The organism is Paraburkholderia fungorum (assembly GCF_046027215.1).
Classification (GTDB): Bacteria; Pseudomonadota; Gammaproteobacteria; order Burkholderiales; family Burkholderiaceae; genus Paraburkholderia; species Paraburkholderia fungorum_D.
This window is the reverse complement of the sequence record NZ_JAQQEN010000001.1, coordinates 3,309,449-3,333,649: the sequence shown is the minus strand read 5'-3', so window position 1 is coordinate 3,333,649 and position 24,201 is coordinate 3,309,449. Positions and strand designations below refer to the sequence as shown.

The window sequence follows — 24,201 nt, the reverse complement described above, 5'->3', positions numbered from 1 at the left end:
AGGCGCCGGGCACGCCGCAAATGAATCAGATCGTCGCGCCTTCGAGTTCGCCGATCATCTTCTGCATCTCGGCACCGCCGGCCATCATGTCGAGCACTTCGTCCTTGCTGATCGTTTCCTTCGTGTAGGTACCGAGCGATTTGCCGCGATTGAGCAGCGTGAACGAATCGCCGATCGGATACGCGTGGTGCACGTTGTGCGTAATGAAAATCACCGAAATGCCTTTCGCGCGCGCCGTGTGAATCAGTTTCAGCACGTTAAAGCTCTGCTTGACGCCAAGCGCGGCAGTCGGCTCATCGAGAATCAGCACGCGCGCACCGAAGTGGATCGCCCGTGCGATCGCCAGACATTGCTTCTCGCCACCGGACATGGTGCCGATCGGTTGATGCGGGTCGCGCACGTTGATGCCCATTTCGGCGAGCTTGTCGCGCGCGGTGGCGGCACTGGTTTCGAGGTCCATTACGTTCAGGAAACCGAATAGTTTCTTCTGCGGCTCGCGGCCCATGAAAAAATTGCGGGCCACGGAAAGCAGCGGCACTAACGCCAGATCCTGATAGACGGTGGCGATGCCGAGATCGAGCGCGTCTTTCGGAGACTCGAACAGCACGGGCTTGCCGTCCACCAGATACTGCCCGGAGGAGGGCTGATGGACGCCGGCAAGCGTCTTGATCAGCGTGGACTTCCCCGCGCCGTTGTCGCCCAGCAGGCAATGCACTTCACCGCGTTTGAGCCGCAAGGTCACGCCGCTGAGCGCGATGACTTTGCCGAAGTACTTGCTGACGTTTTCGAGCGCAAGAATGATGTCGTCCTGCGGCGTGGTCGTATTGATATCGGACATGGTCGTCTCCCCGTTACGATTGCGCGACGCGGCGGCGCACATAGTGATTGAACAGCACGGCGATCAGCAGCATCACGCCGAGGAACACGCGGAACCAGTCGGAACTGACATTGGTGTATGTAATGCCGATCTGCACGACGCCGAAGATCAGCGCGCCGAAACAGGCGCCCACCACCGAACCGTAGCCGCCGGTCAGCAACGTGCCGCCGATCACCGCAGCGATGATCGCTTCGAATTCCTTTTGCAACCCGCGGTCCGCCGCGGCGGAGCCGATATCGCACACTTGCAGCACCGCGAACAGGCACGAGCAGAATGCGGTCAGCACGAACAGCGAAATCTTCACGCGCCGCACCGGGACGCCGACATTTTTTGCCGCGTTCGCGTCGCCACCCACGGCGAGAATCCAGTTGCCCGCGCGTGTCTTTGCAAGGACAAACGCGCACACCGCCGCCAGCGCGAGCCACCACAGAATCACCTTGGGGATCCCCGGCACGAGGGCGTGGCCGTTATCGAGCATGGTGCCGATGCCGTGCTGGGCGAGCATGGTGAAGAGGCCGTGCAGGGCAACGCCGTGAAACAGCGTATCCGCCAGCCAGTCCTGCTGGGCGAGATCGCCGACGCCGGAGACGATGGTGCGGTCCGCGAACATGATCGACAGGGCGAGCGTGAGACCGCGCAGGATGAACAGGAAGGCCAGCGTGACGATGAACGACGGCAGGCGCGTGCGCATCACCAGATAGCCGTTCAGGGCGCCGAGTAACATCGAGCCAGCGAACGCGAACAGGATCGCGAGCGAGATCGGCCAGTGGAAATAGACCGATGGAATCGCCACCATCATCCCGGCGAAGCCGATCATCGAACCGATCGAGAGGTCGAACTCACCCGCGATCATCAACAGGCATGCGCCGACCGACAGGATGCCGAGATACGCGGATACCTGCGACCAGTTCATCACGCCGTCGAGATTGAACATGCCGGAGTTGCCGGCGGTCAGCGCGAAAACGAGGAACACCAGGACGGCGCCGGAAATCGCGGCGAATTCCGGGCGATTCAGCAGATGACCGAACCGGGATTCCTTGCGCACGCGTTCATCCGAATCCGGCACCGAGGGCGATGCGGCCGTGCGCTCTGCATCGGCGGTGCCCGGCTTGACGTGCCGTGGGAAGAGTTTTCCGGCTACACCCATGATGTCTCCTTGGTGCCCGGCTGTATCTCAGGCTAAGCGGGGATACGTTGCGAGAACAACAGCCGGTGAAATGCGCGGTGGCGGCGGGCGGACTGTCCGATGTCGGATCGGTGCCCGCCGCGCGCGTGACTAACTAGAGGAAAGAATCAGCGGTACTGTCCTGCGTATTTCAACACCTTGTCGATGTTTTCCTTGGTGATGAAACCCGGGCCCGAGCGGATGTTCTTCGGCCCATACGACGGCGCGAGGCCATAGGTTTCGAGGCGTGCCTTGAACTTCGGGTTGGCCTCGAGGATCTGACGGATCTTCGCCGGATCGGTGGTGTGCTCCTTCTTCACGATAGCCAGCACGGCCACCGGGATATAGCCCTGCAAGTACGGTTGTTGATCGATGGCGAACTGGATCGTGCCGGCTTGAATGGCCTTGGCGATGTCGTCGGAGAAGTCGAAAGTGCAGAAGTAGATCTTGCCTGCCAGCCCCATTTGCGTGACGGCCTTCAGCGTGGCGGAAGCCGGGGTCGGTCCGAGCGTCAGGATCGCGCCGGTGTTCGGGTGATTGCGCAGATAGGCGCTGACTTTCGATTGAATCTCGGTCGGGTCCTGGCCGGAGTCGATGGTGGACGTCTTGTAGTCGACGCCGATCGCTTCTGCGAAGCCGCGGCAACGGTCGAACGACACGGTGTTGGTGGCGATGTGATTGACGCACAGGAACGACTTCACGCCCGCCGCCTTGGCCTTTTCGCCCGCCGCTTTGCCTGCGACGTATTCAGGTTGCCCCACGTGCATGATCGCGCCGAGTTGCGCGCTTTGTTCCTCGGTGCCGGAGTTGATCGTGACGAGCGGAATCTTCTTCGCGGTCACCTTGCCGATTGCGCTCTTCAGCACGTCGAAGTCGGCGATCGTGACGATCACGCCGTCGTAGTTGCGTGCAGCAGCCTGTTCGACCAGACGCGCCATGTCGGCGATGTCGCCGTTCGGCGGATTGCGGTAATCGGTCTCGACGTTGAAATCCTCGTCGGCCTGTTTGATGGCGTTCTTGATGGTGTTCCACCACGAATCCGAATCCGGCGCGTGGCTGATCAGCACGAAGTGCGCGTCAGCCGCGCGGGCGGCCGACGCCGCACCGAATCCCGTCGCCAACGTCAACGCCGTTACCAGAATCCTGAGCGTAGCCTTGCCCTTGCAAAGTCTCATTGTCTCCACCTTTCTCGGTCTGTCGTTATTGAAGGGAGCGTCTGGCGGGCGGCTTTCTATCCGCATACAGCGCGGCACATCTCAGCCAGAGCACCATCGCTCACGACCAAGATTAGGTCATCTTCGAGAGCGTTGCAATGAAAATTTCATGACAAATAAAAATGGAAAATACGTTCCATTTGACGGGGTGCCTGCCTATAATCGGCAACGTCAGGATGCCGTGTGGCGGGCTTGGAACAGGTCTTCCGCACTGCAATAAAGCAACGAAGAGAGAGCCATGGCGCAAGAGAGCACCGAAGAATTGCCGAGGGTCGAAGAATTGATGCAGCGCATCGCGGAAAACTACGAGGCGTTGCCGCGCCAGTTGAAGAGTGTTGCGACGTATATCGAGCAGCATCGGTCGAGCGTGATGGTGGATCGCACCAGCGATATTGCCGCGAGCTGCGGTGTGCACCCGTCGGCGGTGGTGCGGTTTGCGCAGCGCTTTGGCTTTTCCGGGTTTTCCGATTTGCAGGCGGTGTTCCGCCAGGCTTATACGGGGCAGGGCACGTCCTCGCCGAGTTATCAGCAGAGGATTCGCAAACTGATCGACGAGAAGCCGGGCGCTTTATCCGGTGGCTCGGTGGCGCGTGAATTCATCGCCGCCTCGCGCGGCGGCCTCGAAGAACTCGAAGCGGGTCTCGACGACAAGCAGTTCGACTCAGCCGTGAAGATGCTGCAGCAGGCCGACAACATCTATGTGATCGGTGTGCGGCGCTCGTTTCCGGTGGCGAGCTATATCGTCTACGCGTTGCAGCACACGCCCAAGCGTGTGCATCTGGTGTCCGGTTTCGGCGGCATGTACCGCGAGCAGATTCGCAGCGTGAAAAAGGGCGACGTCGTGATCGCGATCAGCTTCGCGCCGTATGGCAAGGAAACGCAGTATTGCCTGCGCGTTGCGCACCACCACCAGGCAAAGACACTGGTTATTACGGATAGCCAACTTTCTCCGCTTGCACGCTACGCCACTACGCAACTGTATGTGAAAGAGGGCAGCGCGTTCGCGTTTCGCTCCCTGACCAGCACGATCTGTTTGTGCCAGGCGTTGTTCATTGCGCTCGCGTACAAGCTCGAATTGAACGTGGAAGAATCGAAGGACACTGGAGGATACGATGACTGAAGCAGTGAAGACGATCGACGTGGCGGTGTTCGGCGCGGGGCGCATCGGCAAGATTCATGCGGCCAATCTTGCGCGGCAACCGGGTGTGCGGCTCAAGTATGTGATCGATGTGAATCGCGAAGCCGCTGCGGCGCTCGCCGCCGAGCACGGCGCGCAAGTGGCGGATATCGACGGTGCGATGGGTGACGCGTCGATCGGTGCAACGGTGATCTGCTCGAGCACGGACACGCATGCCGATCTGATCGTGAAATCGGCCGCGCAGAAGAAGCACGTGTTCTGCGAGAAGCCGGTGGACCTGACGCTGGAACGCGCGCGCGCTTGTGCCGCGGCGGTGGAACGAGCGGGCGTAGTGTGCATGATCGGGTTCCAGCGCCGCTTCGATCCGACTTTTTCCGCGTTGAAGGCGCGTATCGACGCAGGCGAGATCGGCACGCCTGAAATGCTGGTGGTGACGAGCCGCGATCCGGGTGCGCCGCCGGTTGAATACATCAAGCATTCGGGTGGCATCTTCAAGGACATGTTGATTCACGACTTCGACATTTTTCGCTGGATTCTCGACGACGAGGCCGACACGCTGCACGCCACGGGCAGTTGTCTCTCCGACCCCGCGATTGCCGAAGCGGGCGATATCGATTCGACGGCAGTGACGATCCGCACGAAGCGTGGCCGTCTGTGCCAGATCAATACCGCGCGGCGCGCCGCGTACGGTTATGACCAGCGCTTCGAGGTGCTTGGCAGCACGGGCATGCTGCAGGCCGGTAACGTGCGGCCCACAGAGGTCACCGCGTATTCGAAAACCGGGGTGTCGAGCGACGTGCCCGAAGCGTTCTTCCTCGAGCGTTATCGCGCCGCGTATGCGCTGGAGATTGCGCATTTCTTCGCTGCGATTACGCACGATAAACCGGTGCGCACGACGGTCGCCGACGGCCTGAAAGCCCTTGAACTCGCCGAAGCTGCCACGCGCTCCTGGCGCGAGGGGCGCGCGGTAAAACTCGGCGAGGCGTCGTGATGACGGCGGCCACGGGGAAGCTTGGTCTTGGCGTGGTGGGTCTGGGGCGTTTAGGCAAGCGCCACGCGGAGAACCTGGCGTACCGTGTGCCGGGCGCGTCGCTCGTGGCCGCGTGCAGTCCGCTGGAAGAGGAGCGGGCGTGGGCTCGGGAAGCCTTGCCCGAACCGCGTCTCTACGACGATTACGCGGACCTGCTCGCCGATCGCGAGGTGGATGCGGTGTGGCTTGTTACGCCGTCGTCGCTGCACGCGCAGCAGATCGTTGATGCCTTGCGTGCCGGCAAGCATGTGTTTTGCGAGAAACCGTTGTCGCTCGATCTTGCCGAATGCGAGCGCGTCTTGGCCGAGGCTGCGCGCTATCCGCATTTGCAGGCAACCATTGGTTTTATGCGGCGCTTCGATCCGAGCTATCGGGACGCATTCGAGCGGGTCGAGGCCGGCAAGATCGGCCGGCCGTTTCTGGTGCGCTCGCAGACTTGCGATATGAATGATACGGAGGGTTTCTTCGTGCGGTTCGCGGCGACCTCCGGGGGGATTTTCCTAGACTGCACTGTGCACGACATTGATGTTGCGCGGTGGCTGCTGGGCAAGCCGCGGGCTAAACGCGTGTTTGCTGCGGGCGCGGTGGCGTTGCATGAGGGCTTGCGTGAATTCGGCGATGTCGATAACGGCGTGGCGATCTGCGAGTTTGAAGACGGCAAGCTGGCGATGTTTTATGCCTCGCGTACGCAGGCGCATGGTAACGATACGCATAGCGAGGTGATTGGCACCGCCGGTGCACTGGTGATTGGGCGGAATCCGCGGGCTAATCGGGTTGAGATTTATGACGGTTCGGGAATTCGCAATGAATGCACGGTGAGTTTTTTTGATCGGTTTGAAGAGGCGTTTCTTTATGAAGCGAGGGCGTTTGTTGCTGCGGTGCAAGGAGGAGAGGGGGGCGGCGCTTCGCTGGCTGACGCGGTGGAGGCGACGCGGATTGGGGTCGCTATGAGGGAGTCTTTGGTCAGTGGGAATGCTGTCGTGGTTTGAGTTTTTTTGCCTTTGGCGGCGGCATTATTTGGTTCGCCTGTGGCGTTGGCTGTTTCTTTTGTTATTGGTTTATTAGCGTTCCCCCTGTGCGGGGGGGCACCTACTTTTCTTTGCCGGCCGCAAAGAAAAGTAGGCAAAAGAAAGCGGCTCACACCGCTAATTTTTAAGCGGCGGCCCTGGCTTGGAGGGGATCGTGGCTCCGTAGAGAGTGAGCCTGCGCACCTGCTCTCGTGAGTGACCAGGCCGTCATGCTTCCGGCGGCGCTGCGCGCGCCGAGGCGGTACTTCACAAAGCAGTCAGTGTGTTTGGGCGCTTCGCCGAGGCGAAGCCGATGGCCCCCGCCGCGCACAAACGAAGCGCCCGGTTTCCCTGGCAGACCCGTCCGCGACGCACGCAGTGCGGAGTGGGAGCGGATGACGGCTGTGTCACAGACCGTTATGGACCGAGGTGTGATCCGTTAATCGGACCACTAGCCCCTCCAAGCCAGGGGACCCACTTAAATGTCAGCGGTTTGAGCCGCTTTCTTTTGCCTACTTTTCTTTGCGGCGGCGTAACTATTCAGCTGTTGTAAACCTGAGGCAGGCCGTGCATAGTGAAGGACATGACGAAGATGCCCGACATCAAGGACCTGACACCGGAGCAGAAGGACGCGCTCATCGTTGATCTGGTGAGACGTCTGAACGAGCTTGAGGCGAAGCTTGAGAAGGACAGTCATAACTCCAGCAAACCACCGTCAGGCGATGGGCCCAGGCGCAAGCCGAAGTCATTGCGCGGCACGAGCGGCGCAAAGCCCGGCGCGCAGCCCGGGCACCCGGGGAAGACGCTCAAACGCGTGGCGCAGCCCGATCACATCGAGATTCATCCGGTGGCGCCGGTGTGCGACGCCTGTGGACAGCGGATCGACTGCGCTCACATCACCGTGCTGCCTGAAGGTCGTCAGGTGATCGATCTGCCGCCCACGCGCCTTGAGGTGACCGAGCATCGCGTGCAGATCGCGCAGTGCCGCTGCGGCAAGCACCATTCAGGCGCGTTTCCCGAGGGCGTGAGCCAGGCGGTTCAGTATGGTCCTCAGGTGCGCGCCGCTGCGGTCTATCTGACGCAATACCAGCAGTTGCCGGTTGCGCGTACCGCCCAGGCGCTGGCGGATCTGTTTGGCCTGCATGTGAGTACGGGTACCGTGCAGCACAGCATTGATCAGGCGGCCCGGTTGCTGGCGCCAGCGGTTGAACAGATCAGGCAGACGCTGCGCGAGCAGCCCGTGGTGCATTTCGATGAGAGCAGCATGCGCGTAGGACGCACGCCTTACTGGCTGCACGTCGCCTCGACCGGCGCGTTGAGCTGGTATGGCTCACACCGCAAGCGTGGTAGTGAGGCGCTGGACAGCTTCGGCATTCTGCCTGGCTTTCCGGGAATCGCGGTACATGACGGCTGGGGGCCCTACGCGCGCTACGAGTGTGAACATGCACTATGCAATGCACACCATCTGCGCGAACTGGTCTTTGTGCTGGAGTCCACGGAGCAACCGTGGGCCCAGCAGATGATCGACCTGCTTTGCCAGGCAAAGCGGGAAGTTCAGCTCAGTCAGGCCGCGGGCGCCACAGCGCTGGATGAGCCGCGTCAACGCTATTACAGGCGACGCAACGGGGCACTGCTTGCCCAGGCGCGAAGGCTCAATCCGCGGCAGGCGCGCGAGCCGACCCGCAAGGAACGCCGCGGCAGGGTCAGGCAAAGCTTCACCTACAACCTGCTCGCGCGCCTGCGCACGCACGTGCGCGAGGTGTGGCGCTTCATTACGGAGTACCGCGTACCATTCGACAACAACCAGGCCGAACGCGATATCCGCATGCCCAAACTCAAACAGAAAATCTCCGGATGCTTCCGCGCAGAGTCGGGCATGCAGGCGTTCTGCACGATCCGCTCCTACCTCGCTACCCTACGCAAACAGGGCCGTTCGCTCATCAATGCGCTGGCCCTGAGCTTCGCGGGGTTCGTCGTTTCGCCTCTGGCTGCTGCTGAATAGTTACGCGGCGGCAAAGAAAAGTAGGTGCCTGCCCCGCACAGGGGCGACGCCAATAGACCAATAAGAACACAAGGAAAGGCCAACGCCGTGGGCAACCAGAACAAGACCACCAACCCGCCGCCCAGGCGCCCAATCAAACCGTGCTGTAGAATTTCACCCTCTATCCAGCGTCGCAAGCGACGCCCCCTCCCGAAGGTCATCGTCGATGCAAATTCAGGTTCACAAGGAAGTCGATGCGCGCGGGCTGATGTGCCCGCTGCCCATTTTGCGTGCCAAGAAGGCGCTCGCCGACATGGAAAGCGGTCAGATCCTCAAGGTGCTAGCCACGGATCCGGGCTCGCAACGCGATTTCGCTGCGTTTGCGAAACAAACCGGCAATGAGATCGTTGAAAGCTCAGCGCAAGACAAAGTTTTCACGTTTTTGATGAAACGCCGCTAAACCCGGCGCGCCGGCCCCGGCGGCGCCCCATCGCGCCCAAAACAAAAGGCGCTATGCCCGCAAATGCGGGCATAGCGCCTTTTTAAGGCAACGCTAGCGGGGCCAACAACCCCAAATTGTCAGCGAAGCGACTCCTTCCTAGCCTTCCAGCACCGGCGAACGAGTTCGCAGATACTCTTCGAAATCGGCCGCCACCTCCGGGTGACGCAGCGCGAACTCGACAGTCGCCTTCAGGTAACCGAGCTTGCTGCCGCAGTCGAAACGGGTGCCGTGATACTTGTACGCAAGCACCTGCTCATCTGCCAGCAACGATTGAATCGCGTCGGTCAGCTGCAATTCGCCACCCGCGCCCGGCTTGATCGAGCGAATGTGGTCGAAAATCCGCGGTTTCAGCACGTAGCGGCCCACCACGCCGAGGTTCGACGGCGCTACGCTCGGCTCCGGCTTCTCGACGATGCCCGACATCTTGATGATCGAGTCTTCCCACTCCTTGCCTTCCACAATCCCGTATGACTTGGTTTCCTGCGCCGGAATCTCTTCCACGCCGATCACCGAGCTGTGGTAGTGGTCGAACACCTCGATCATCTGCGTCATCACGGGCGGTGTGCCATACAGCAAGTCGTCCGCGAGAATCACGGCGAACGGGTTGTCGCCCACCAGCTTCTCCGCGCACAGCACCGCGTGGCCAAGGCCGAGCGCTTCCGGCTGACGCACGTAAAAGCAGTCGACGTGGCTCGGTTTGATGCTGCGCACCAGCTCCAGCAGCTTGTCTTTGCCACGCGCTTCGAGTTCAGCCTCGATTTCGTATGACTTATCGAAATGGTCTTCGATCGCGCGCTTGCTGCGGCCCGTGACGAAGATCATTTCGGTGATGCCCGCCGCCATGGCCTCTTCCACCGCGTATTGAATCAGCGGCTTGTCGACGATCGGCAGCATCTCTTTCGGACTTGCCTTCGTGGCAGGGAGGAACCGGGTGCCAAGACCTGCTACCGGAAATACCGCCTTTGTAACTTTTAGCATGTGATTACCCTGAGTCCTCTGGTTTAGCTTGGTCCTGCCCGCCCGTTGCGTGAAACGGGCGGTACGGAGCGTCGATCAGGCCGGCAGGCGCGCCAGCTGGGCTGTCAGCTTGCCGATAGTGGTTTCGTATTCTGCCAGCCTTTTCTGCTCCTGCTCAACGACTGCCGGCGGGGCCTTTGCAACAAAGCTTTCATTCTGCAACTTGGCGTTACACTTCGTGACTTCTGTGCTCAACCGCGCAATCTCTTTCGACAGACGCTCACGCTCGACGGCCACGTCGATTTCCACCTTCAGCACGAGCTTGTCATTGCCTACGATAGCAATTGGCGCGCCATCTGCCTGCGCATCCAGACTTGCCTCGTCGGCAATGATCTGCACTTCCGACAAACGGGCCAGCGCCTGGGCGTACGGCGCGAAGGTGCGCAGGCGCTCGGCGTTCCCCGTGACCAGCAACGGCACCTTGACCGCGGGCGACAAATTCATCTCGCCACGCAGATTCCGGCACGCGTCGATCACGGCTTTCAGATCGGCCGCCCACTGCTCCGCGTCTTCGTCGATCTTCGACGGCTCTGCGACCGGGTAGGGTTGCACCATGATGGACGCTTCACCTTCAGCCTTGCCTTGTGGATAACGTCCGGCCAACGGTGCGACTTTTTGCCAGAGCGCTTCGGTGATGAACGGAATCACCGGGTGCGCGAGGCGCAAAACGGTTTCCAGGACGCGCAGCAGCGTGCGGCGCGTGGCGCGTTGCTGGTTCGGCTGACCCGTCTGGATCTGAACCTTGGCGAGCTCGAGATACCAGTCACAGTATTCGTCCCATACGAACTTGTATAGGGCGTTGGCCACATTGTCGAATCGATAGTCGGCGAAGCCCTTGGCGATATCGGCTTCCACGCGCTGCAGGCGCGACACGATCCAGAAGTCGGCCTGCGAGAAATGCAGATGTCCGTCCGGGCCGCATTCGCCGCACTGTTCCGGCTTGCCAAAACCGCAATCGTGGCCTTCGCAGTTCATCAACACGAAACGGGTTGCATTCCACAGCTTGTTGCAGAAGTTGCGATAGCCTTCGCAGCGGGCCAGATCGAAGTTGATGTTGCGCCCGAGCGTGGCCATCGACGCCATCGTGAAGCGCAGCGCATCCGTGCCGAAGGCCGGGATGCCGTCCGGGAATTCCTTGCGGGTTTTCTTTTCGATCGACGCGGCCTGCTTCGGATTCATCAGGCCGGTGGTGCGTTTGGCGACCAGCGCGTCCAGATCGATACCGTCGACGATATCGATCGGGTCGAGCGTATTGCCCTTGCTCTTCGACATCTTCTGGCCTTCGGCGTCACGCACGAGGCCATGCACGTAAACCGTGTCGAACGGCACTTTGCCGGTGAAGTGCGTGGTCATCATGACCATGCGCGCGACCCAGAAAAAGATGATGTCGAAGCCGGTGACCAGCATCGACGACGGCAGGAAGTGCTTCAGCTCCGGCGTTTCGTTCGGCCAGCCGAGCGACGAGAACGGCACCAGCGCTGACGAGAACCACGTGTCGAGCACGTCTTCGTCACGCTTCAGTGCGCCCGTGTAGCCTGCGGCGACGGCCTTGGCGCGTGCTTCTTCTTCGGTTTTGGCGACGAAGATTTCGCCGTTTTCGCCGTACCACGCCGGGATCTGATGGCCCCACCAGAGTTGGCGCGAGATACACCAGTCCTGGATGTTTTCGAGCCACTGGTAGTACGTGGTGGACCAGTTTTCCGGCACGAACCTGATTTCGCCGCTGCGCACGACGTCGAGCGCCGTTTCCGCGATCGATTTACCCGGATTGAAGGTGCCTTCCGGCGCCGGCTTGCTCATCGCGACGAACCATTGGTCCGTGAGCATCGGCTCGATCACGACGCCCGTGCGGTCGCCGCGCGGCACCATCAGCTTGTGCGGCTTGACCGATTCGAGCGCGCCGAGCGCTTCGAGGTCGGCCACGACCTGCTTGCGGGCTTCGAAGCGGTCGAGACCTCGGTATTTTTCCGGCGCGTTGTCGTTGATCTTCGCGTCGAGCGTGAGGATTTCGATCATCGGCAGTTTGTGGCGCAGGCCGACCTGATAGTCGTTGAAATCGTGCGCGGGGGTGACTTTGACCACGCCGGTACCGAATTCGCGATCGACGTAATCGTCGGCGATGATCGGGATTTCGCGGCCGGTGAGCGGCAGCCTGATCGTTTTGCCGATCAGGTGGGCGTAGCGCTCGTCTTCCGGGTGGACCATGGCGGCGGTGTCGCCGAGCATGGTTTCCGGGCGCGTGGTGGCGACTGTCAGATGGCCCGAGCCGTCCGCGAGGGGATAGTGGATATGCCAGAGGTGGCCGTTTTCTTCTTCGCTGACCACTTCGAGGTCGGAGACCGCGGTGAGCAGGACCGGATCCCAGTTGACGAGGCGTTTGCCGCGGTAGATCAGGCCCTGTTCATAGAGGCGTACGAAAACATCGCGCACGGCGGCCGACATTTTGTCGTCCATCGTGAAGTATTCGCGGGACCAGTCGATCGACGCGCCGAGGCGGCGCACCTGATTCGTGATGGTCGAGCCGGACTGCTGTTTCCATTCCCAGACACGTTCGGTGAATTTTTCGCGGCCGAGGTCGTGGCGCGAGATGCCTTGGGCGTCCAGTTGCCGTTCGACGACGATTTGCGTGGCGATACCCGCGTGGTCCGTGCCCGGCACCCACAGGGTGTTCTGGCCGAGCATGCGGTGATAGCGGGTGAGGCCGTCCATGATCGTCTGGTTGAAGGCGTGACCCATGTGGAGGGTGCCTGTGACGTTCGGGGGCGGCAGCTGGATCGAGAAATCTTTTTTATTCTCGTCGAAGGCGGGCGCCGCGTAGGCGCGCTTTTCCCATTCGGGGCCCCAGTGGGCTTCGATGGTGTGGGGCTCGAAGCTTTTGGCAAGCAGGGAGGTCGGGTCGCTCGGGGTCTCGCTCATTTCGTCGGTCTGCTGGAAGATGCAAAGAATGTTCGATTATAAGCGGCAACTGGGGAGGGGCCCGCGGAGCGGGGTTTCTTTGTATCTACGGTGTTTGGTTTGTTTTCTGTGTGCCTTTGGCGGCGGTATTTTCTTGTGCCTGCGGTGTTGGCCTTTCCTTGTTTTCTTGCCTTTCCTTGCATTCTTATTGGTTTATTAGTGTTCCCCCTGTGCGGGGGGGCACCTACTTTTCTTTGCCGGCCGCAAAGAAAAGTAGGCAAAAGAAAGCGGCTCAAACCGCTAGCATTTAAGCGGCTCCCCTGGCTTGGAGGGTGTCGTGGCGCCGTAGAGATTGAGCCTGCGCACCTCCCCGCCTGAGTGACCAGGCCGTCATACCTCCGGCGGCGCTGCGCGCGCCGGGGCGGTACTTCACCAACCATCGGTTTTCTTCAGCGCCTCGCCGAGGCGAAGCCGATGGCCCCCACCAAGCGCAAACGAAGCGCCTGGTTTCCCTGGCGGACCCGTCCGCGACGCACGCAGTGCGGAGTGGGAGCGGATGATGGCTGTGTCACTGGCGCTTATGGACCGAGGTGTGATCCGTTAATCGGGCCACTAGCCCCTCCAAGCTAGGGGACCCACTTAAATGTTGGCGGTTTGAGCCGCTTTCTTTTGCCTACTTTTCTTTGCGGCCGGCGCCCCGAAGGAAGTCCACTTGGTGGGCAAAGAAAAGTAGGTGCCTGCCCCGCACAGGGGCGACGCTAATAGACCAATAAGAAAACAAGGAAAGGCCCAGGAAGCCAGCACAAGAAAAGGCCAAAACCGCCGTAGGCAAAAAGCGCAAAAAAACCCCAACCCCGCAGGGGCATATAATGCCGAAAGCCCTCGCCGCCCCCCTGTCCCTCCTTCAAAAATGCCCGATCTGCTAGCCAATCTAAACCCCGAACAACACGCAGCCGTAACGCTCCCCAACGAGCCAGCGCTCATTCTGGCCGGCGCGGGTAGCGGCAAAACCCGCGTCCTCATCACGCGAATCGCGTGGCTCATCCAGCATGGTCTGGCGTCCCCAGCCACCATCCTGGCGGTGACCTTCACCAATAAGGCCGCGCGCGAAATGATGTCGCGCCTCTCGGCACTGCTGCCCATCGACACGAGAGGCATGTGGATCGGCACCTTCCACGGCCTCTGCAACCGCATGCTCCGCGCGCATCACCGCGATGCGGGCCTGCCGGCTACCTTCCAGATCCTCGATACCGCCGACCAGCTCTCCGCGATCAAGCGTCTGATGAAGGGCCTTAACATCGACGACGAAAAGTACCCGGCAAAAAATCTCCAGTACTTCATCAACAATTCCAAAGAACAAGGCCTGCGCCCGAAAGACGTCGACGCCACAGACAACTTCAACCGCAAATTCGTCGAGCTCTACGAAGCCTACGAGCAGCAATGCCAACGCGAAGGCGTCGTCGATTTTCCGGAACTGCTGCTGCGCTGCTACGAATTGCTGGCGCACAACCCGCCGCTGCGCGCCCACTATCAGGCGCGTTTCAGGCACATCCTCGTCGACGAGTTTCAGGACACCAACAAGCTGCAATACGCGTGGCTGAAAATGCTGGCCGGGCAGACCAACTCGATCTTCGCGGTCGGCGATGACGACCAGTCTATTTATGCCTTCCGCGGCGCGAACGTCGGCAACATGCGCGACTTTGAACATGAGTTCAACGTCCGTCATCTGATCAAGCTCGAGCAGAACTACCGCTCGCATGGCCATATTCTCGATGCGGCCAATCAGCTGATCGCCAATAACTCGCGGCGTCTGGGCAAGAACCTGCGTACCGACGCCGGTCACGGCGAACCAGTGCGCGTCTACGAGTCGGCTACCGATTCGCAGGAAGCCGGCTGGATCGTCGAGGAAATCAAGGCGCTCATCAGCACCGGCACCTCGCGTAGTGAAATCGCGATCCTCTATCGCAGCAACGCGCAGTCACGCACGATCGAACACACGCTGGTCAATGCGGGTATCGCGTATCGGGTGTACGGCGGTCTGCGCTTTTTCGAGCGCCAGGAAGTCAAGCACGCGCTCGCCTATCTGCGGCTGATCGACAATCCGAACGACGACACCGCGTTCGCACGCGTCGTCAATTTCCCGACGCGCGGCATCGGCGCACGTTCGATCGAGCAACTGGCGGACGCTGCGCGTCTCTACAACTGCTCGATGGCCGCGGCGATTCCCTATGTGGCGGGCAAGGCGGGTTCGAGTCTCGCCGGCTTCGCGAATCTGATCGGCAAGATGCGCGCGGAAACGCAGCAGATGAGCCTGCCGGAGACGGTCGAATACGTGGTTCGTGCGAGCGGCCTCTCGGAGTTCTATCAGAACGAACGCGAAGGTCAGGACCGGCTGGAGAACTTGCAGGAACTGGTCAACGCGGCCGCCGCCTTCGTCAGCGAAGAAGGCTATGGCATGGATACGCCCGCGCGCTCGATTCCGCTGCGTCCGGGCGCAACCGCCGCGCCTGAACTTGCGGTGGCCACCGACGACCCCAATACAGTCGTGCTGGACGCGCCCGATATCGCCGATCCGGCGCAAAACCCCGACACGATGACGCCGCTCGCCGGTTTCCTGTCGCATGCCTCGCTCGAGGCGGGCGACAACCAGGCGCAAGCCGGTCAGGAAGCCGTGCAGTTGATGACGGTGCACGCGGCCAAGGGCCTCGAATTCACCGCGGTGTTCATTACCGGTCTGGAAGAAGGCCTGTTCCCGCACGAAAACAGCGCGATGGAATCGGACGGTCTGGAGGAAGAACGCCGCCTGATGTACGTGGCGATTACGCGGGCAAAGGAGCGTTTGTATCTGTCCTTCGCGCAGAGCCGGATGCTGCATGGCCAGACGCGCTACAACATCCGTTCGCGTTTCTTCGACGAACTGCCGCAGGAAACGCTCAAGTGGCTCACGCCGAAGGTCGAGGCGGGCGCGCGTTGGGGCGGTCGGTCGGACAACGCCGGTTACGGGCGCGACTGGTTCGCGCGACCGGGCTATACCGGCGCATCGTCGTCCACACCGGCGCCGTTGCCGGCCTTCGCCAACGAGCAGCGCGCGGCGGAAACCGGTTTCCGCGTCGGCCAGCAGGTGTTCCACACGAAATTCGGCGAAGGCACGATCACCGCGCTCGAAGGCGGCGGCACCGACGCGAAAGCGCAGGTCAAATTCAAGCGGCACGGCGAGAAATGGCTGGCCCTCGCCGTTGCCAAACTGCAGGCGGTTGAATGAGCGCGGCCGGCGTAGGCGCGGCCGGCATCGGGGCGCCCGGCGTAGGGGCAGCCGGCATCGGGGCGCCCGGCATAGGAACGCCCAGCCTCGATCCGGCTGCGATCGATCCGAACCGCAGCGGTGCACCGCTCTCGCATCGTCCGCTCGGCATTCTCGCGGCTTTACCGCAGGAGCTTGGCGATCTGATCGAAGCGATGCGTGCCGAATCCGGTGTACGCACCATCACGCACGGCCAGCGTGACTATCATCTCGGCACCGTGCACGGCGCGCCGTGCGTGGTCACATTGGCGCGCGTGGGCAAGGTCGCCGCGGCGGCCACCGTCAGCGCGCTGATTCATGCATTCGATGTCGAAGCGGTTGTGTTCACGGGCGTCGCCGGTGGCGTGCGGCAGGACGTGCGGGTCGGCGATATCGTCGTGGCCAATGCGCTGCTGCAACACGACCTCGACGCGTCGCCGCTGTTTCCGCGTTTCGAAGTGCCGTTGCTGGGCGTGTCGCGTTTTGCCGCCGATGCGGCGCTCGCCGATCAGCTCGTCGCCGCTGGCGAGCGCTTCGTGGCGGAAGAGGGCGCGGCCGCGGCAGTGCGCTTCGGCACGCGGGAGCCACGTGTGCATCGCGGTTTGATTATCAGCGGCGATCAGTTCGTCGCCAGCGCGGCCGCCGTCGGGGCCTTGCGCGAGGCATTGCCGGAGGCGCTGGCTGTGGAGATGGAAGGCGCGGCGATCGCGCAGGTCTGTCACGAATACGGCGTGCCGTGCGCGGTCGTGCGGACCATTTCGGATACGGCGGACGACCATGCGCCGGAGTCGTTCGTGTCATTCCTGACGGAGATTGCCGGCACGTATTCGAACGCCATCCTGACGCGGTTTCTGCAAGCGCGCGGTGGAAACTGAATGCGGGCGTCTAAACGCGGGACTCTGAACGCGGGACTCTAAACGCGGCAACGTATAAGCAGCAACGCAAAAGCGGCAGCGCACCAGTGGGGCGCCGCCGCTTCGCTTTATCCGCTAGTGCTTCGTGGCCGCTTCAAGCGCCTCGCGCACCTGCTGCAACGCAGCCGGGTCTTCGATCGTCGGCAAATCGCCTGGTTCGCGACCTTCGGCGAGCGCCGCAATCGCACGGCGCAGCAGCTTGCCCGAGCGCGTTTTCGGCAGCATCGAGACCACATGCACGCGCGCCGGCCGCGCAATCGCGCCGAGCTGGCGGTCCACCGTCGCGGCCAGATCCGCTTCCAGCTTCGTGCGCGCTTTGTCCGCCGCATAAGCATCGGCATCGCGCAATACGACGAACGCCAGCGCCACCTGGCCCTTGAGCGCATCCGTCACGCCGACCACCGCGACTTCCGCCACCGCCGCGTGGCTCGACAATGCTTCTTCGATTTCGCGCGTGCCGAGCCGGTGGCCCGCGACGTTGATCACGTCGTCAGTGCGGCCGAGGATCGTCACGTAACCATCCTCGTCCTGAATCCCCCAGTCGAAAGTCGAGTAGGCCTGCTGGTTCGGGATGCTCGACCAATAGGTGCTGACAAAGCGCTTGTCGTCGCCCCATACCGTCGACATGCAGCCTGGCGGCAGCGGATAACCGAGCGTGAGTACGCCTTTCTCGCCGGGCGGGCAGGGCTCGCCTGTCAACTCGTTGCGCAAGGTCAGATTGAAGCCCGCCGACGGCACGCCCGGCGAGCCGAGTTTGGTGGGCAGCGCTTCGACGCCACGCGGGATCGCCAGCATCGGCCAGCCGGTTTCGGTTTGCCAGTAGTTGTCGATGACCGGTTTGCCGAGCGCGTCGGCAATCCAGGCGGCAGTCGGTTCGTCGAGCGGTTCGCCGGCAAGAAACAGCGCGCGCAGGCTCGTCAGGTTGGCTTTCTTCAGCAGCGCCGGGTCCTGCTTTTTCAGCACGCGCAACGCGGTCGGCGCCGTGAACATCAGGTTGATCTTGTGCTGCTCGACGAGGCGCCACCAGATACCGCCATCCGGGCGGATCGGCGTGCCTTCGTACATCACGGTCGTCAGCCCCGCGATCAGCGGCGCGTAGACGATGTAGCTATGCCCGACCACCCAGCCTACGTCGGACGCGGTGAACATCGTGTCGCCGGCCTTGCCCTGGAAGATGTGCTCCATCGACGCCGCCAGCGCCACGGCATAGCCGCCCACGTCGCGCTGCACGCCCTTCGGCTTGCCGGTCGTGCCCGACGTGTACAGCACATACGAAGGCTCGTTCGATTCGAGCCATTCGCACGGCACGTGGGCGTTGAAGAACTGTTCGCGTAACGGCTCGTAGTCGACCAGATAGCTCGCGTTCAGGCGCTCGGGCGCGAGTTGCCGGTCGATCAGCAGCACGTGCGGCGTCTTGTGCGTGGCGCGCGAGAGCGCTTCGTCCACCAGCGGCGTGTAGTCGATCACCTTGCCGCCGCGCGCGCCGGCGTCGGCGGTGACGATCAGCGCGGGTTTCGCATCGTCGATGCGCGCGGCGAGGTTGGGTGCCGCGAAGCCGCCGAATACCACCGAGTGAATCGCGCCGAGACGCGCGCAAGCGAGCATCGCGAAGAGCGCTTCGGGAATCATCGGCAGATAGAGCAGCACCACGTCGCCGCGTTTGACGCCCAGCGAGCGCATCACGGCGGCCATCCGGTTGATTTCCGCGTGGAGCTCGGCGTAGGTATAGCGCCGTTCGATGCCGGTTTCCGTCGACACATACACCAGCGCATTCTGCTGTCCGCGTTCGACCAGATGCCGGTCCACCGCGTTATGGCACAGGTTCGTCCGGCCGCCGACAAACCAGCGTGCGAATGGCGGATTCGAGCGATCGAGGACCGTGTCGAACGGCGTTTGCCAATGAATCCGCTGCGCCTGTTCGCGCCAGAAATCTTCGGGGTTCTCGATCGAACGGCGGTGGAAATCGCGGTAGCGGGTCATCGGCGGCGATCCTTCCTGCGGCGTGGGTGAGCGGGTGAGTGGGTGAGCGGGTGGTCGGGTGGTCGTTTAGCGCGCCCTGCCAACATCACGCGAGCGCGCCATGCGTCTGCGCTCAAGCATAGAGCAGGCGCAGCCCTGCGGACAACGCGGGTTCACCATGAGCGCAAGCGCCAAGAAAAAAGGCGCCGCAGCGCCTTTTTTCGTATGCAACCTGCCGTGCGTCGGTCAGGCTTTTGCGCGCTTGCCTTCGACATCCGGCAGAAACACCGTCAGCACGCCGATCAGCGGCAGGAACGAGCAGACCTTATAGACATACGTGATGCTGGTGGCATCGGCCAGTTGGCCGAGCACGGCCGCGCCGATCCCGCCCATGCCGAACGCGAAGCCGAAGAACAGACCCGCGACCATGCCCACCTTGCCGGGAATCAGTTCCTGCGCGTAGACCAGAATCGCCGAGAACGCCGAGGCCAGCACCACACCAATGATGACCGTCAGCACGCCGGTCCAGAACAGGTTGGCGTACGGCAGCAGCAGCGTGAACGGCGCCACGCCGAGAATCGACACCCAGATCACATACTTACGGCCGATCCGGTCACCGATCGGACCGCCGATCACCGTGCCCGCCGCAACTGCGGCGAGGAACACGAACAGGTGGATCTGTGCGGCTTGCACCGGCAGATGGAACTTGTCGATCAGATAGAACGTGAAATAGCTGTTGATGCTCGCGAGGTAGAAGTACTTGGAGAACACCAGCAGGATCAGCACGCTCATCGCGAACATGACCTTGTTGCGCGAGAGCGTGGCGTGAGCGGTCTGCCCGCGCGCCTTTTTCACCGACGGGTGCTGTTTGTACCAGCGGCCGATCTGCGTGAGCACGACGATCGCGACCAGCGCCGCCACCGAGAACCACGCGATGCTGCGCTGGCCGTGCGGAATCACGATCAGTGCGGCGAGCAGCGGCCCGAGCGACGAACCCGCATTGCCGCCCACCTGGAACAGCGACTGGGCGAGTCCGTGACGGCCGCCCGAGGCCATGCGCGCGACCCGCGACGATTCCGGGTGGAACACCGACGAGCCGCAACCGACCAGCGCCGCCGCCACCAGCAGCACGCCGAAATTCGGCGCAATCGACATTAGCAACAGGCCGGCGAGCGTGAAGCCCATGCCAACGGGCAGGGAATACGGTTTCGGATGCTTGTCGGTATAGGTGCCGACGAGCGGTTGCAGCAGCGACGCGGTGATCTGATAGGTCAGCGTAATCAGGCCGATCTGCCCGAACGACAACGAAAAGTTGTCTTTCAGCATCGGGTAGATCGCCAGAATCAACGACTGGATCATGTCGTTGAGCAGATGCGAAAAGCTGATCGCACCGAGCACGGAATACACCGTGCGTTGGACCCCGGCGGCCGGCTGCGGAGCGGCGGTGCCGGCTGGCGCGCCGGAGAGGGCACTTTTGTCGAGGCTCGTTTCCATACGCTAGATCAGAGAGAGAAAAGGATGAGGGGTTCTGGGGACCAGGCTGCCGGCGCGGCGTCGATCTCCATTCTTGGTTTGAGGGCTGCGGCATTTCGACGCGGAATCCGGCTTTGTCACCTATTTGTCGAAGTTTAATGTGGCTTGCACGAATTGTAAGGACAAGTTTTGTCGCGAATCGGACACTTTCCGGTGGGACAGGGTCTTGCCGATGCGCCGGAATCGGGAATCTTGCGCACCGCGGCGGTGCTTGCGGTGGATACGCTTCCATTGCCACTAGCGCTTGGCAAGCCGGCTGATTAATCCCATTTGCTGAATTTTGGCCATGTATAAAACGGGTCGCGGGCGCGAAGCTTACGAGGCGGCGCGCCAAGGACCGGGCGACGCGCGTCCGGTATGACGCGAGCGGCGCTAAAGATCGCAGACGTTATGCCGTAGACCCGGAGAGATAAGCAGCAATGCCGGAACTGACCTTTTCGGCAGTTCGACACGTGGGGACGAGAAATATGAAAGCAGTTTCGCGGGGTGGCCAGACGGGTGCGGGGTTCGGATCGGAAAGAGAAGCGGCGGGCAAGCCGTCGCCATCTCATGGGCAGGACCGCCGGGCGCGTGCCGTGCGCCTCAGAGGTTTGTCGGTGAAGGCGATGTTGCGCCTCGCATTCGCTGTGCTGCTGATTGGCACGCTGGCGATCGGCGTGTTTTCGTTGACCCAGATCAGCCGTCTGAACGCGTCAACGCAATCGATCTACGACCAGGGCTACGTGGCGAGCCGCGCCGCGGAAGAGGCGCGCGGCCACATGCTGCGGGCGAGCCGCGCGCAAAAGATGCTGCTGACCGCGACCACGGCCAAGGAACGCGACGATCTGGGCGCCGACATCGACAAGGGCCTGAGCGGTTTGTCGACACAACTCGGCACGCTGCAACAGTACGTCGACGCGTCCGACGCCGCGGCGGTCGATCAGCAGAAAAAGTTTGCCGCTGCGGTGGCCGTGTGGAGCGGCCACTTGCGTGATTTCGTGACGCTTGTGAAAGCGCAGCCGCTCGATCTCTCGCAGATGAACTGGCAGGTCGGCACGCAGGATGTCTCGCTGCTGGTCGAAACCGGCAAGCTCGAAAAACTGGTCGACGAACTGGTTGCGCAGCGCGGGACCGCCGCGAAGGCGACTATCGAGGTATCGGGCTTTATTTACCACTCGTCGTTCGTGATGATCGCGGTGATGACGGTTGGGCTGATTGCGCTGGCGTTTGGCATCAGCGAGTGGGTGGTGCGGCGTCTTGCCGGCCAGCTCGGCGGCGAGCCTGCTTACGCGAAGGAAATTGCCAGCCGGATCGCGGCGGGTGATCTGTCGAATCAGATCGTGCTGGGCCGCAAGGACACATCGAGCATGCTGTACGCGCTGCACGACATGCAAGGCGGCCTGTCGACGACGGTGTCCGACATCGCTGCGAGCGCTGACGCGATTGCGACGGCATCGGGCGAAATTTCGATGGGGAACCTGGACTTGTCGCAGCGTACCGAGCAGCAGGCGATGGCGCTCGAGCGTACTGCGAGCAGCATGGAGCAGTTGACGTCGACGGTTCGGCAGAATGCTGACAACGCGAAGCAGGCGAGCACGCTGGCCAACAATGCATCGGAGATTGCGGAGAAGGGTGGCGCGGTGGTGGGTCGCGTGGTGGCGACCATGAATGAGATCAACGATAGCGCGCGGAGTATTGGCGACATTATCGGCGTGATCGAGGGGATTGCTTTTCAGACCAACATTCTGGCTTTGAACGCGGCGGTTGAAGCTGCGCGGGCTGGTGAAGAAGGGCGTGGGTTTTCGGTGGTGGCTGCCGAAGTGCGGAATCTGGCTCAGCGGAGCGCCGCTGCGGCTAAGGAGATCAAGGGGTTGATCAGCACGTCGGTGGAACGCGTGAGCAATGGGTCCACCTTGGCCCAGGATGCTGGGCAGACGATGGATGAAGTCGTTAAGGCCGTGAAGCGTGTCACCGACATCATGGGGGAAATTTCGGCTGCTTCTTCCGAGCAGAGTGCCGGGATTGAAGAGATTAACCTCGCGGTGACGCAGATGGACTCGGGCACGCAGCAGAATGCAGCTCTTGTAGAGCAGGCTACGGCTGCTGCCCGGTCTTTGGATGATCAGGCCAGGGGGTTGAAGGTTATGGTGGGGAAATTTCGGTTATAAGTTTTTTTTGCCTTTGGCGGCGGCATTTCCTGGTTCTTGCCTCTTTGGCCTTTGCTTGTTTTCATTTTGGTTTATTAGCGTTCCCCCTGTGCGGGGGGGCACCTACTTTTCTTTGCCGGCCGCAAAGAAAAGTAGGCAAAAGAAAGCGGCTCAAACCGCTAACTCTTAAGCGGGTCCCCTGGCTTGGAGGGGATCGTGGCCCCGTAGAGATTGGCCCTCCGCACCTGCTCTCGTGAGTGACCAGGCCGTCATGCTTCCGGCGGCGCTGCGCGCGCCGGGGCGGTACTACTTCTCAAAACCGATTGGTGTTTTCGGCGCCTCGCCGAGGCGAAGCCGATGGCCCCGCTCACGCACAAACGAAGCGCCCGGTTTCCGCAGTGGACCCAACCGCGACGCACGCAGTGCGGAGTGGGAGCGGATGACGGCTGTGTCACTGCCGGTTATGGACCGAGGTGTGATCCGTTAATCGCGCCACCAGCCCCTCCAAGCCAGGGGACCCGCTTAGATGTTGGCGGTGTGAGCCGCTTTCTTTTGCCTACTTTTCTTTGCGGCCGGCAAAGAAAAGTAGGTGCCCCCCCGCACAGGGGGAACGCTAATAAACCAATAAGAACACAAGGAAAGGCCAACGCCGTAGGCACAAAAACAGTGCCGCCGCCAAAGGCAAAAACCACTAACTAGGCTTAACAACAACAGTACAAGTAATCCCAGCTGCAAGCACAACCCCATCAGGCACAGAATCAATCCCCACCCGAACGGGTACCCGCTGAGCGAGCCGAACCCAATTGAAAGTCGGATTTACATCCGCAAGCAACTCGCGGCTCTCGGGATTATCCCGATCATAAATCCCGCGAGAAATACTCTCGACATGCCCCTGCAGCGTCCCGCCGCTCATCAACCGAACTTCAGCCTTATCGCCGACGCGAACATGAGGAAGCTTCGTCTCCTCAAAATACCCATATACCCAGAAGGAATGACTATCGACAATCGCCAGCTTGGCTGCGCCAGTCGTCGCATAATCCCCACGAAATACATTGAGGTTCGTGACATAACCGTCAACCGGCGACACCACCCGCGTGCGCGCCAGATTCAACTTCGCGGCATCCAGCGCGGCCAAAGCCTGCTGATACCCGGCGTCAGCAGCAGACGCAGCATGCGTGGCATTCTCACGATTCTCCTTGGACACGACCAGGGCATCCATATCCGCACGCCGCTGCGCATCATCCCGCCGCATCTGCAATTCGGCCTTGCGCGCAGCAACCGCAGCCTGCGCCTGCTCGACCGCAATCTCATAGTGCGATGGATCGATCTGCATCAACAGATCGCCCTTTTTCACCATCTGGTTGTCCTTCACCGGCAGATCGACCACCGCGCCCGAGACGTCCGGCGCCACATTGACGATCTCCGCGCGCACGCGTCCATCGCGGGTCCACGGTTCATCCATGTAATGAACCCACAACACGCGCCCAATCAGGATCGCGACGATAAAAACAAGGGCCGTCGCGACGAAGCCCACAATATTTCGGATGGTCATGTTTCGACTCT

The 24,201-nt window shown here is 61.7% G+C and carries 16 protein-coding genes; 8 read left to right on the top strand and 8 right to left on the bottom strand.

The genetic code is table 11. The annotated features are described in order from the left end of the window. Window positions 1–25 precede the first annotated feature (25 nt). The 3 genes from PQR27_RS14760 to PQR27_RS14750 all read right to left on the bottom strand — a co-directional run bounded on the left by PQR27_RS14760 (window position 26) and on the right by PQR27_RS14750 (window position 3,217). Entirely contained in the window at window positions 26–838 is an 813-nt protein-coding gene (locus PQR27_RS14760) for an ATP-binding cassette domain-containing protein (RefSeq protein ID WP_408524348.1), read from the bottom strand. A gap of 13 nt (window positions 839–851) precedes the next feature. After that, the gene (locus PQR27_RS14755) at window positions 852–2,024 is read right to left on the bottom strand and encodes an ABC transporter permease (protein ID WP_408524347.1); all 1,173 of its coding nucleotides are present in this window, start codon (window positions 2,022–2,024) and stop codon (window positions 852–854) included. A gap of 146 nt (window positions 2,025–2,170) precedes the next feature. Continuing rightward, window positions 2,171–3,217, bottom strand: coding sequence for a sugar ABC transporter substrate-binding protein (locus tag PQR27_RS14750; RefSeq protein WP_408524346.1), 1,047 nt, complete (start codon window positions 3,215–3,217; stop codon window positions 2,171–2,173). 277 nt (window positions 3,218–3,494) lie between these two features. Here PQR27_RS14750 and PQR27_RS14745 point away from each other — a divergent pair, with 277 nt between their 5' ends. From PQR27_RS14745 to PQR27_RS14725, 5 genes are all read left to right on the top strand, one after another. Then, entirely contained in the window at window positions 3,495–4,376 is an 882-nt protein-coding gene (locus PQR27_RS14745; protein WP_408524345.1) for a MurR/RpiR family transcriptional regulator, read from the top strand. Next, window positions 4,369–5,385: an inositol 2-dehydrogenase gene (iolG, locus tag PQR27_RS14740; RefSeq protein WP_408524344.1), complete on the top strand. Its 1,017-nt coding sequence runs from the start codon at window positions 4,369–4,371 to the stop codon at window positions 5,383–5,385. Before PQR27_RS14745 ends, iolG begins: the two co-directional genes overlap by 8 nt. Beyond that, window positions 5,385–6,413 (top strand): Gfo/Idh/MocA family oxidoreductase, encoded by a 1,029-nt coding sequence (locus PQR27_RS14735; protein ID WP_408524343.1) that lies wholly within the window; start codon window positions 5,385–5,387, stop codon window positions 6,411–6,413. The genes iolG and PQR27_RS14735 overlap by 1 nt, the downstream gene beginning before the upstream one ends. Before the next feature lie 601 nt (window positions 6,414–7,014). Beyond that, window positions 7,015–8,433 carry an IS66 family transposase gene (tnpC, locus tag PQR27_RS14730; protein ID WP_408523875.1) on the top strand — a complete coding sequence of 473 codons (1,419 nt, stop codon included), beginning with the start codon at window positions 7,015–7,017 and terminating at the stop codon, window positions 8,431–8,433. A 211-nt stretch (window positions 8,434–8,644) separates the two neighbouring features. Next, complete coding sequence (locus tag PQR27_RS14725; protein WP_408525495.1) at window positions 8,645–8,872, top strand: sulfurtransferase TusA family protein; 228 nt, start codon at window positions 8,645–8,647, stop codon at window positions 8,870–8,872. 138 nt (window positions 8,873–9,010) lie between these two features. Here the strand turns inward: PQR27_RS14725 and galU are convergent, their stop codons facing one another. After that, a complete protein-coding gene (galU, locus tag PQR27_RS14720) occupies window positions 9,011–9,892 on the bottom strand; it encodes a UTP--glucose-1-phosphate uridylyltransferase GalU (protein WP_408524342.1) in 882 nt (293 codons plus the stop codon). Between the two features lie 75 nt (window positions 9,893–9,967). Continuing rightward, window positions 9,968–12,847, bottom strand: a complete 2,880-nt coding sequence (locus PQR27_RS14715; RefSeq protein ID WP_408524341.1) for a valine--tRNA ligase — start codon at window positions 12,845–12,847, stop codon at window positions 9,968–9,970. 889 nt (window positions 12,848–13,736) lie between these two features. Between PQR27_RS14715 and PQR27_RS14710 the strand changes: the two genes are divergently transcribed. Beyond that, window positions 13,737–16,088 carry a UvrD-helicase domain-containing protein gene (locus PQR27_RS14710; protein WP_408524340.1) on the top strand — a complete coding sequence of 784 codons (2,352 nt, stop codon included), beginning with the start codon at window positions 13,737–13,739 and terminating at the stop codon, window positions 16,086–16,088. Continuing rightward, complete coding sequence (locus tag PQR27_RS14705) at window positions 16,085–16,981, top strand: 5'-methylthioadenosine/adenosylhomocysteine nucleosidase (protein ID WP_408524339.1); 897 nt, start codon at window positions 16,085–16,087, stop codon at window positions 16,979–16,981. Before PQR27_RS14710 ends, PQR27_RS14705 begins: the two co-directional genes overlap by 4 nt. A gap of 114 nt (window positions 16,982–17,095) precedes the next feature. Here the strand turns inward: PQR27_RS14705 and PQR27_RS14700 are convergent, their stop codons facing one another. After that, window positions 17,096–19,000, bottom strand: coding sequence for a propionate--CoA ligase (locus PQR27_RS14700; RefSeq protein ID WP_408524338.1), 1,905 nt, complete (start codon window positions 18,998–19,000; stop codon window positions 17,096–17,098). 225 nt (window positions 19,001–19,225) lie between these two features. After that, entirely contained in the window at window positions 19,226–20,473 is a 1,248-nt protein-coding gene (locus PQR27_RS14695; protein WP_408524337.1) for an MFS transporter, read from the bottom strand. A gap of 506 nt (window positions 20,474–20,979) precedes the next feature. Here PQR27_RS14695 and PQR27_RS14690 point away from each other — a divergent pair. Next, a complete protein-coding gene (locus PQR27_RS14690; RefSeq protein WP_408524336.1) occupies window positions 20,980–22,659 on the top strand; it encodes a methyl-accepting chemotaxis protein in 1,680 nt (559 codons plus the stop codon). 670 nt (window positions 22,660–23,329) lie between these two features. Here the strand turns inward: PQR27_RS14690 and PQR27_RS14685 are convergent. Next, window positions 23,330–24,190: an efflux RND transporter periplasmic adaptor subunit gene (locus tag PQR27_RS14685; RefSeq protein WP_408524335.1), complete on the bottom strand. Its 861-nt coding sequence runs from the start codon at window positions 24,188–24,190 to the stop codon at window positions 23,330–23,332. Window positions 24,191–24,201: the final 11 nt, after the last annotated feature.

Excerpts from the sequence above, each read along its gene's own strand:
- PQR27_RS14760 (WP_408524348.1), bottom strand. The coding sequence starts at position 838 with ATGTCCGATATCAATACGACCACGCCGCAGGACGACATCATTCTTGCG.
- PQR27_RS14755 (WP_408524347.1), bottom strand. The coding sequence starts at position 2,024 with ATGGGTGTAGCCGGAAAACTCTTCCCACGGCACGTCAAGCCGGGCACC.
- PQR27_RS14750 (WP_408524346.1), bottom strand. The coding sequence starts at position 3,217 with ATGAGACTTTGCAAGGGCAAGGCTACGCTCAGGATTCTGGTAACGGCG.
- PQR27_RS14745 (WP_408524345.1), top strand. The coding sequence starts at position 3,495 with ATGGCGCAAGAGAGCACCGAAGAATTGCCGAGGGTCGAAGAATTGATG.
- iolG (WP_408524344.1), top strand. The coding sequence starts at position 4,369 with ATGACTGAAGCAGTGAAGACGATCGACGTGGCGGTGTTCGGCGCGGGG.
- PQR27_RS14735 (WP_408524343.1), top strand. The coding sequence starts at position 5,385 with ATGACGGCGGCCACGGGGAAGCTTGGTCTTGGCGTGGTGGGTCTGGGG.
- tnpC (WP_408523875.1), top strand. The coding sequence starts at position 7,015 with ATGACGAAGATGCCCGACATCAAGGACCTGACACCGGAGCAGAAGGAC.
- galU (WP_408524342.1), bottom strand. The coding sequence starts at position 9,892 with ATGCTAAAAGTTACAAAGGCGGTATTTCCGGTAGCAGGTCTTGGCACC.
- PQR27_RS14715 (WP_408524341.1), bottom strand. The coding sequence starts at position 12,847 with ATGAGCGAGACCCCGAGCGACCCGACCTCCCTGCTTGCCAAAAGCTTC.
- PQR27_RS14710 (WP_408524340.1), top strand. The coding sequence starts at position 13,737 with ATGCCCGATCTGCTAGCCAATCTAAACCCCGAACAACACGCAGCCGTA.
- PQR27_RS14705 (WP_408524339.1), top strand. The coding sequence starts at position 16,085 with ATGAGCGCGGCCGGCGTAGGCGCGGCCGGCATCGGGGCGCCCGGCGTA.
- PQR27_RS14700 (WP_408524338.1), bottom strand. The coding sequence starts at position 19,000 with ATGACCCGCTACCGCGATTTCCACCGCCGTTCGATCGAGAACCCCGAA.
- PQR27_RS14695 (WP_408524337.1), bottom strand. The coding sequence starts at position 20,473 with ATGGAAACGAGCCTCGACAAAAGTGCCCTCTCCGGCGCGCCAGCCGGC.
- PQR27_RS14690 (WP_408524336.1), top strand. The coding sequence starts at position 20,980 with ATGAAAGCAGTTTCGCGGGGTGGCCAGACGGGTGCGGGGTTCGGATCG.
- PQR27_RS14685 (WP_408524335.1), bottom strand. The coding sequence starts at position 24,190 with ATGACCATCCGAAATATTGTGGGCTTCGTCGCGACGGCCCTTGTTTTT.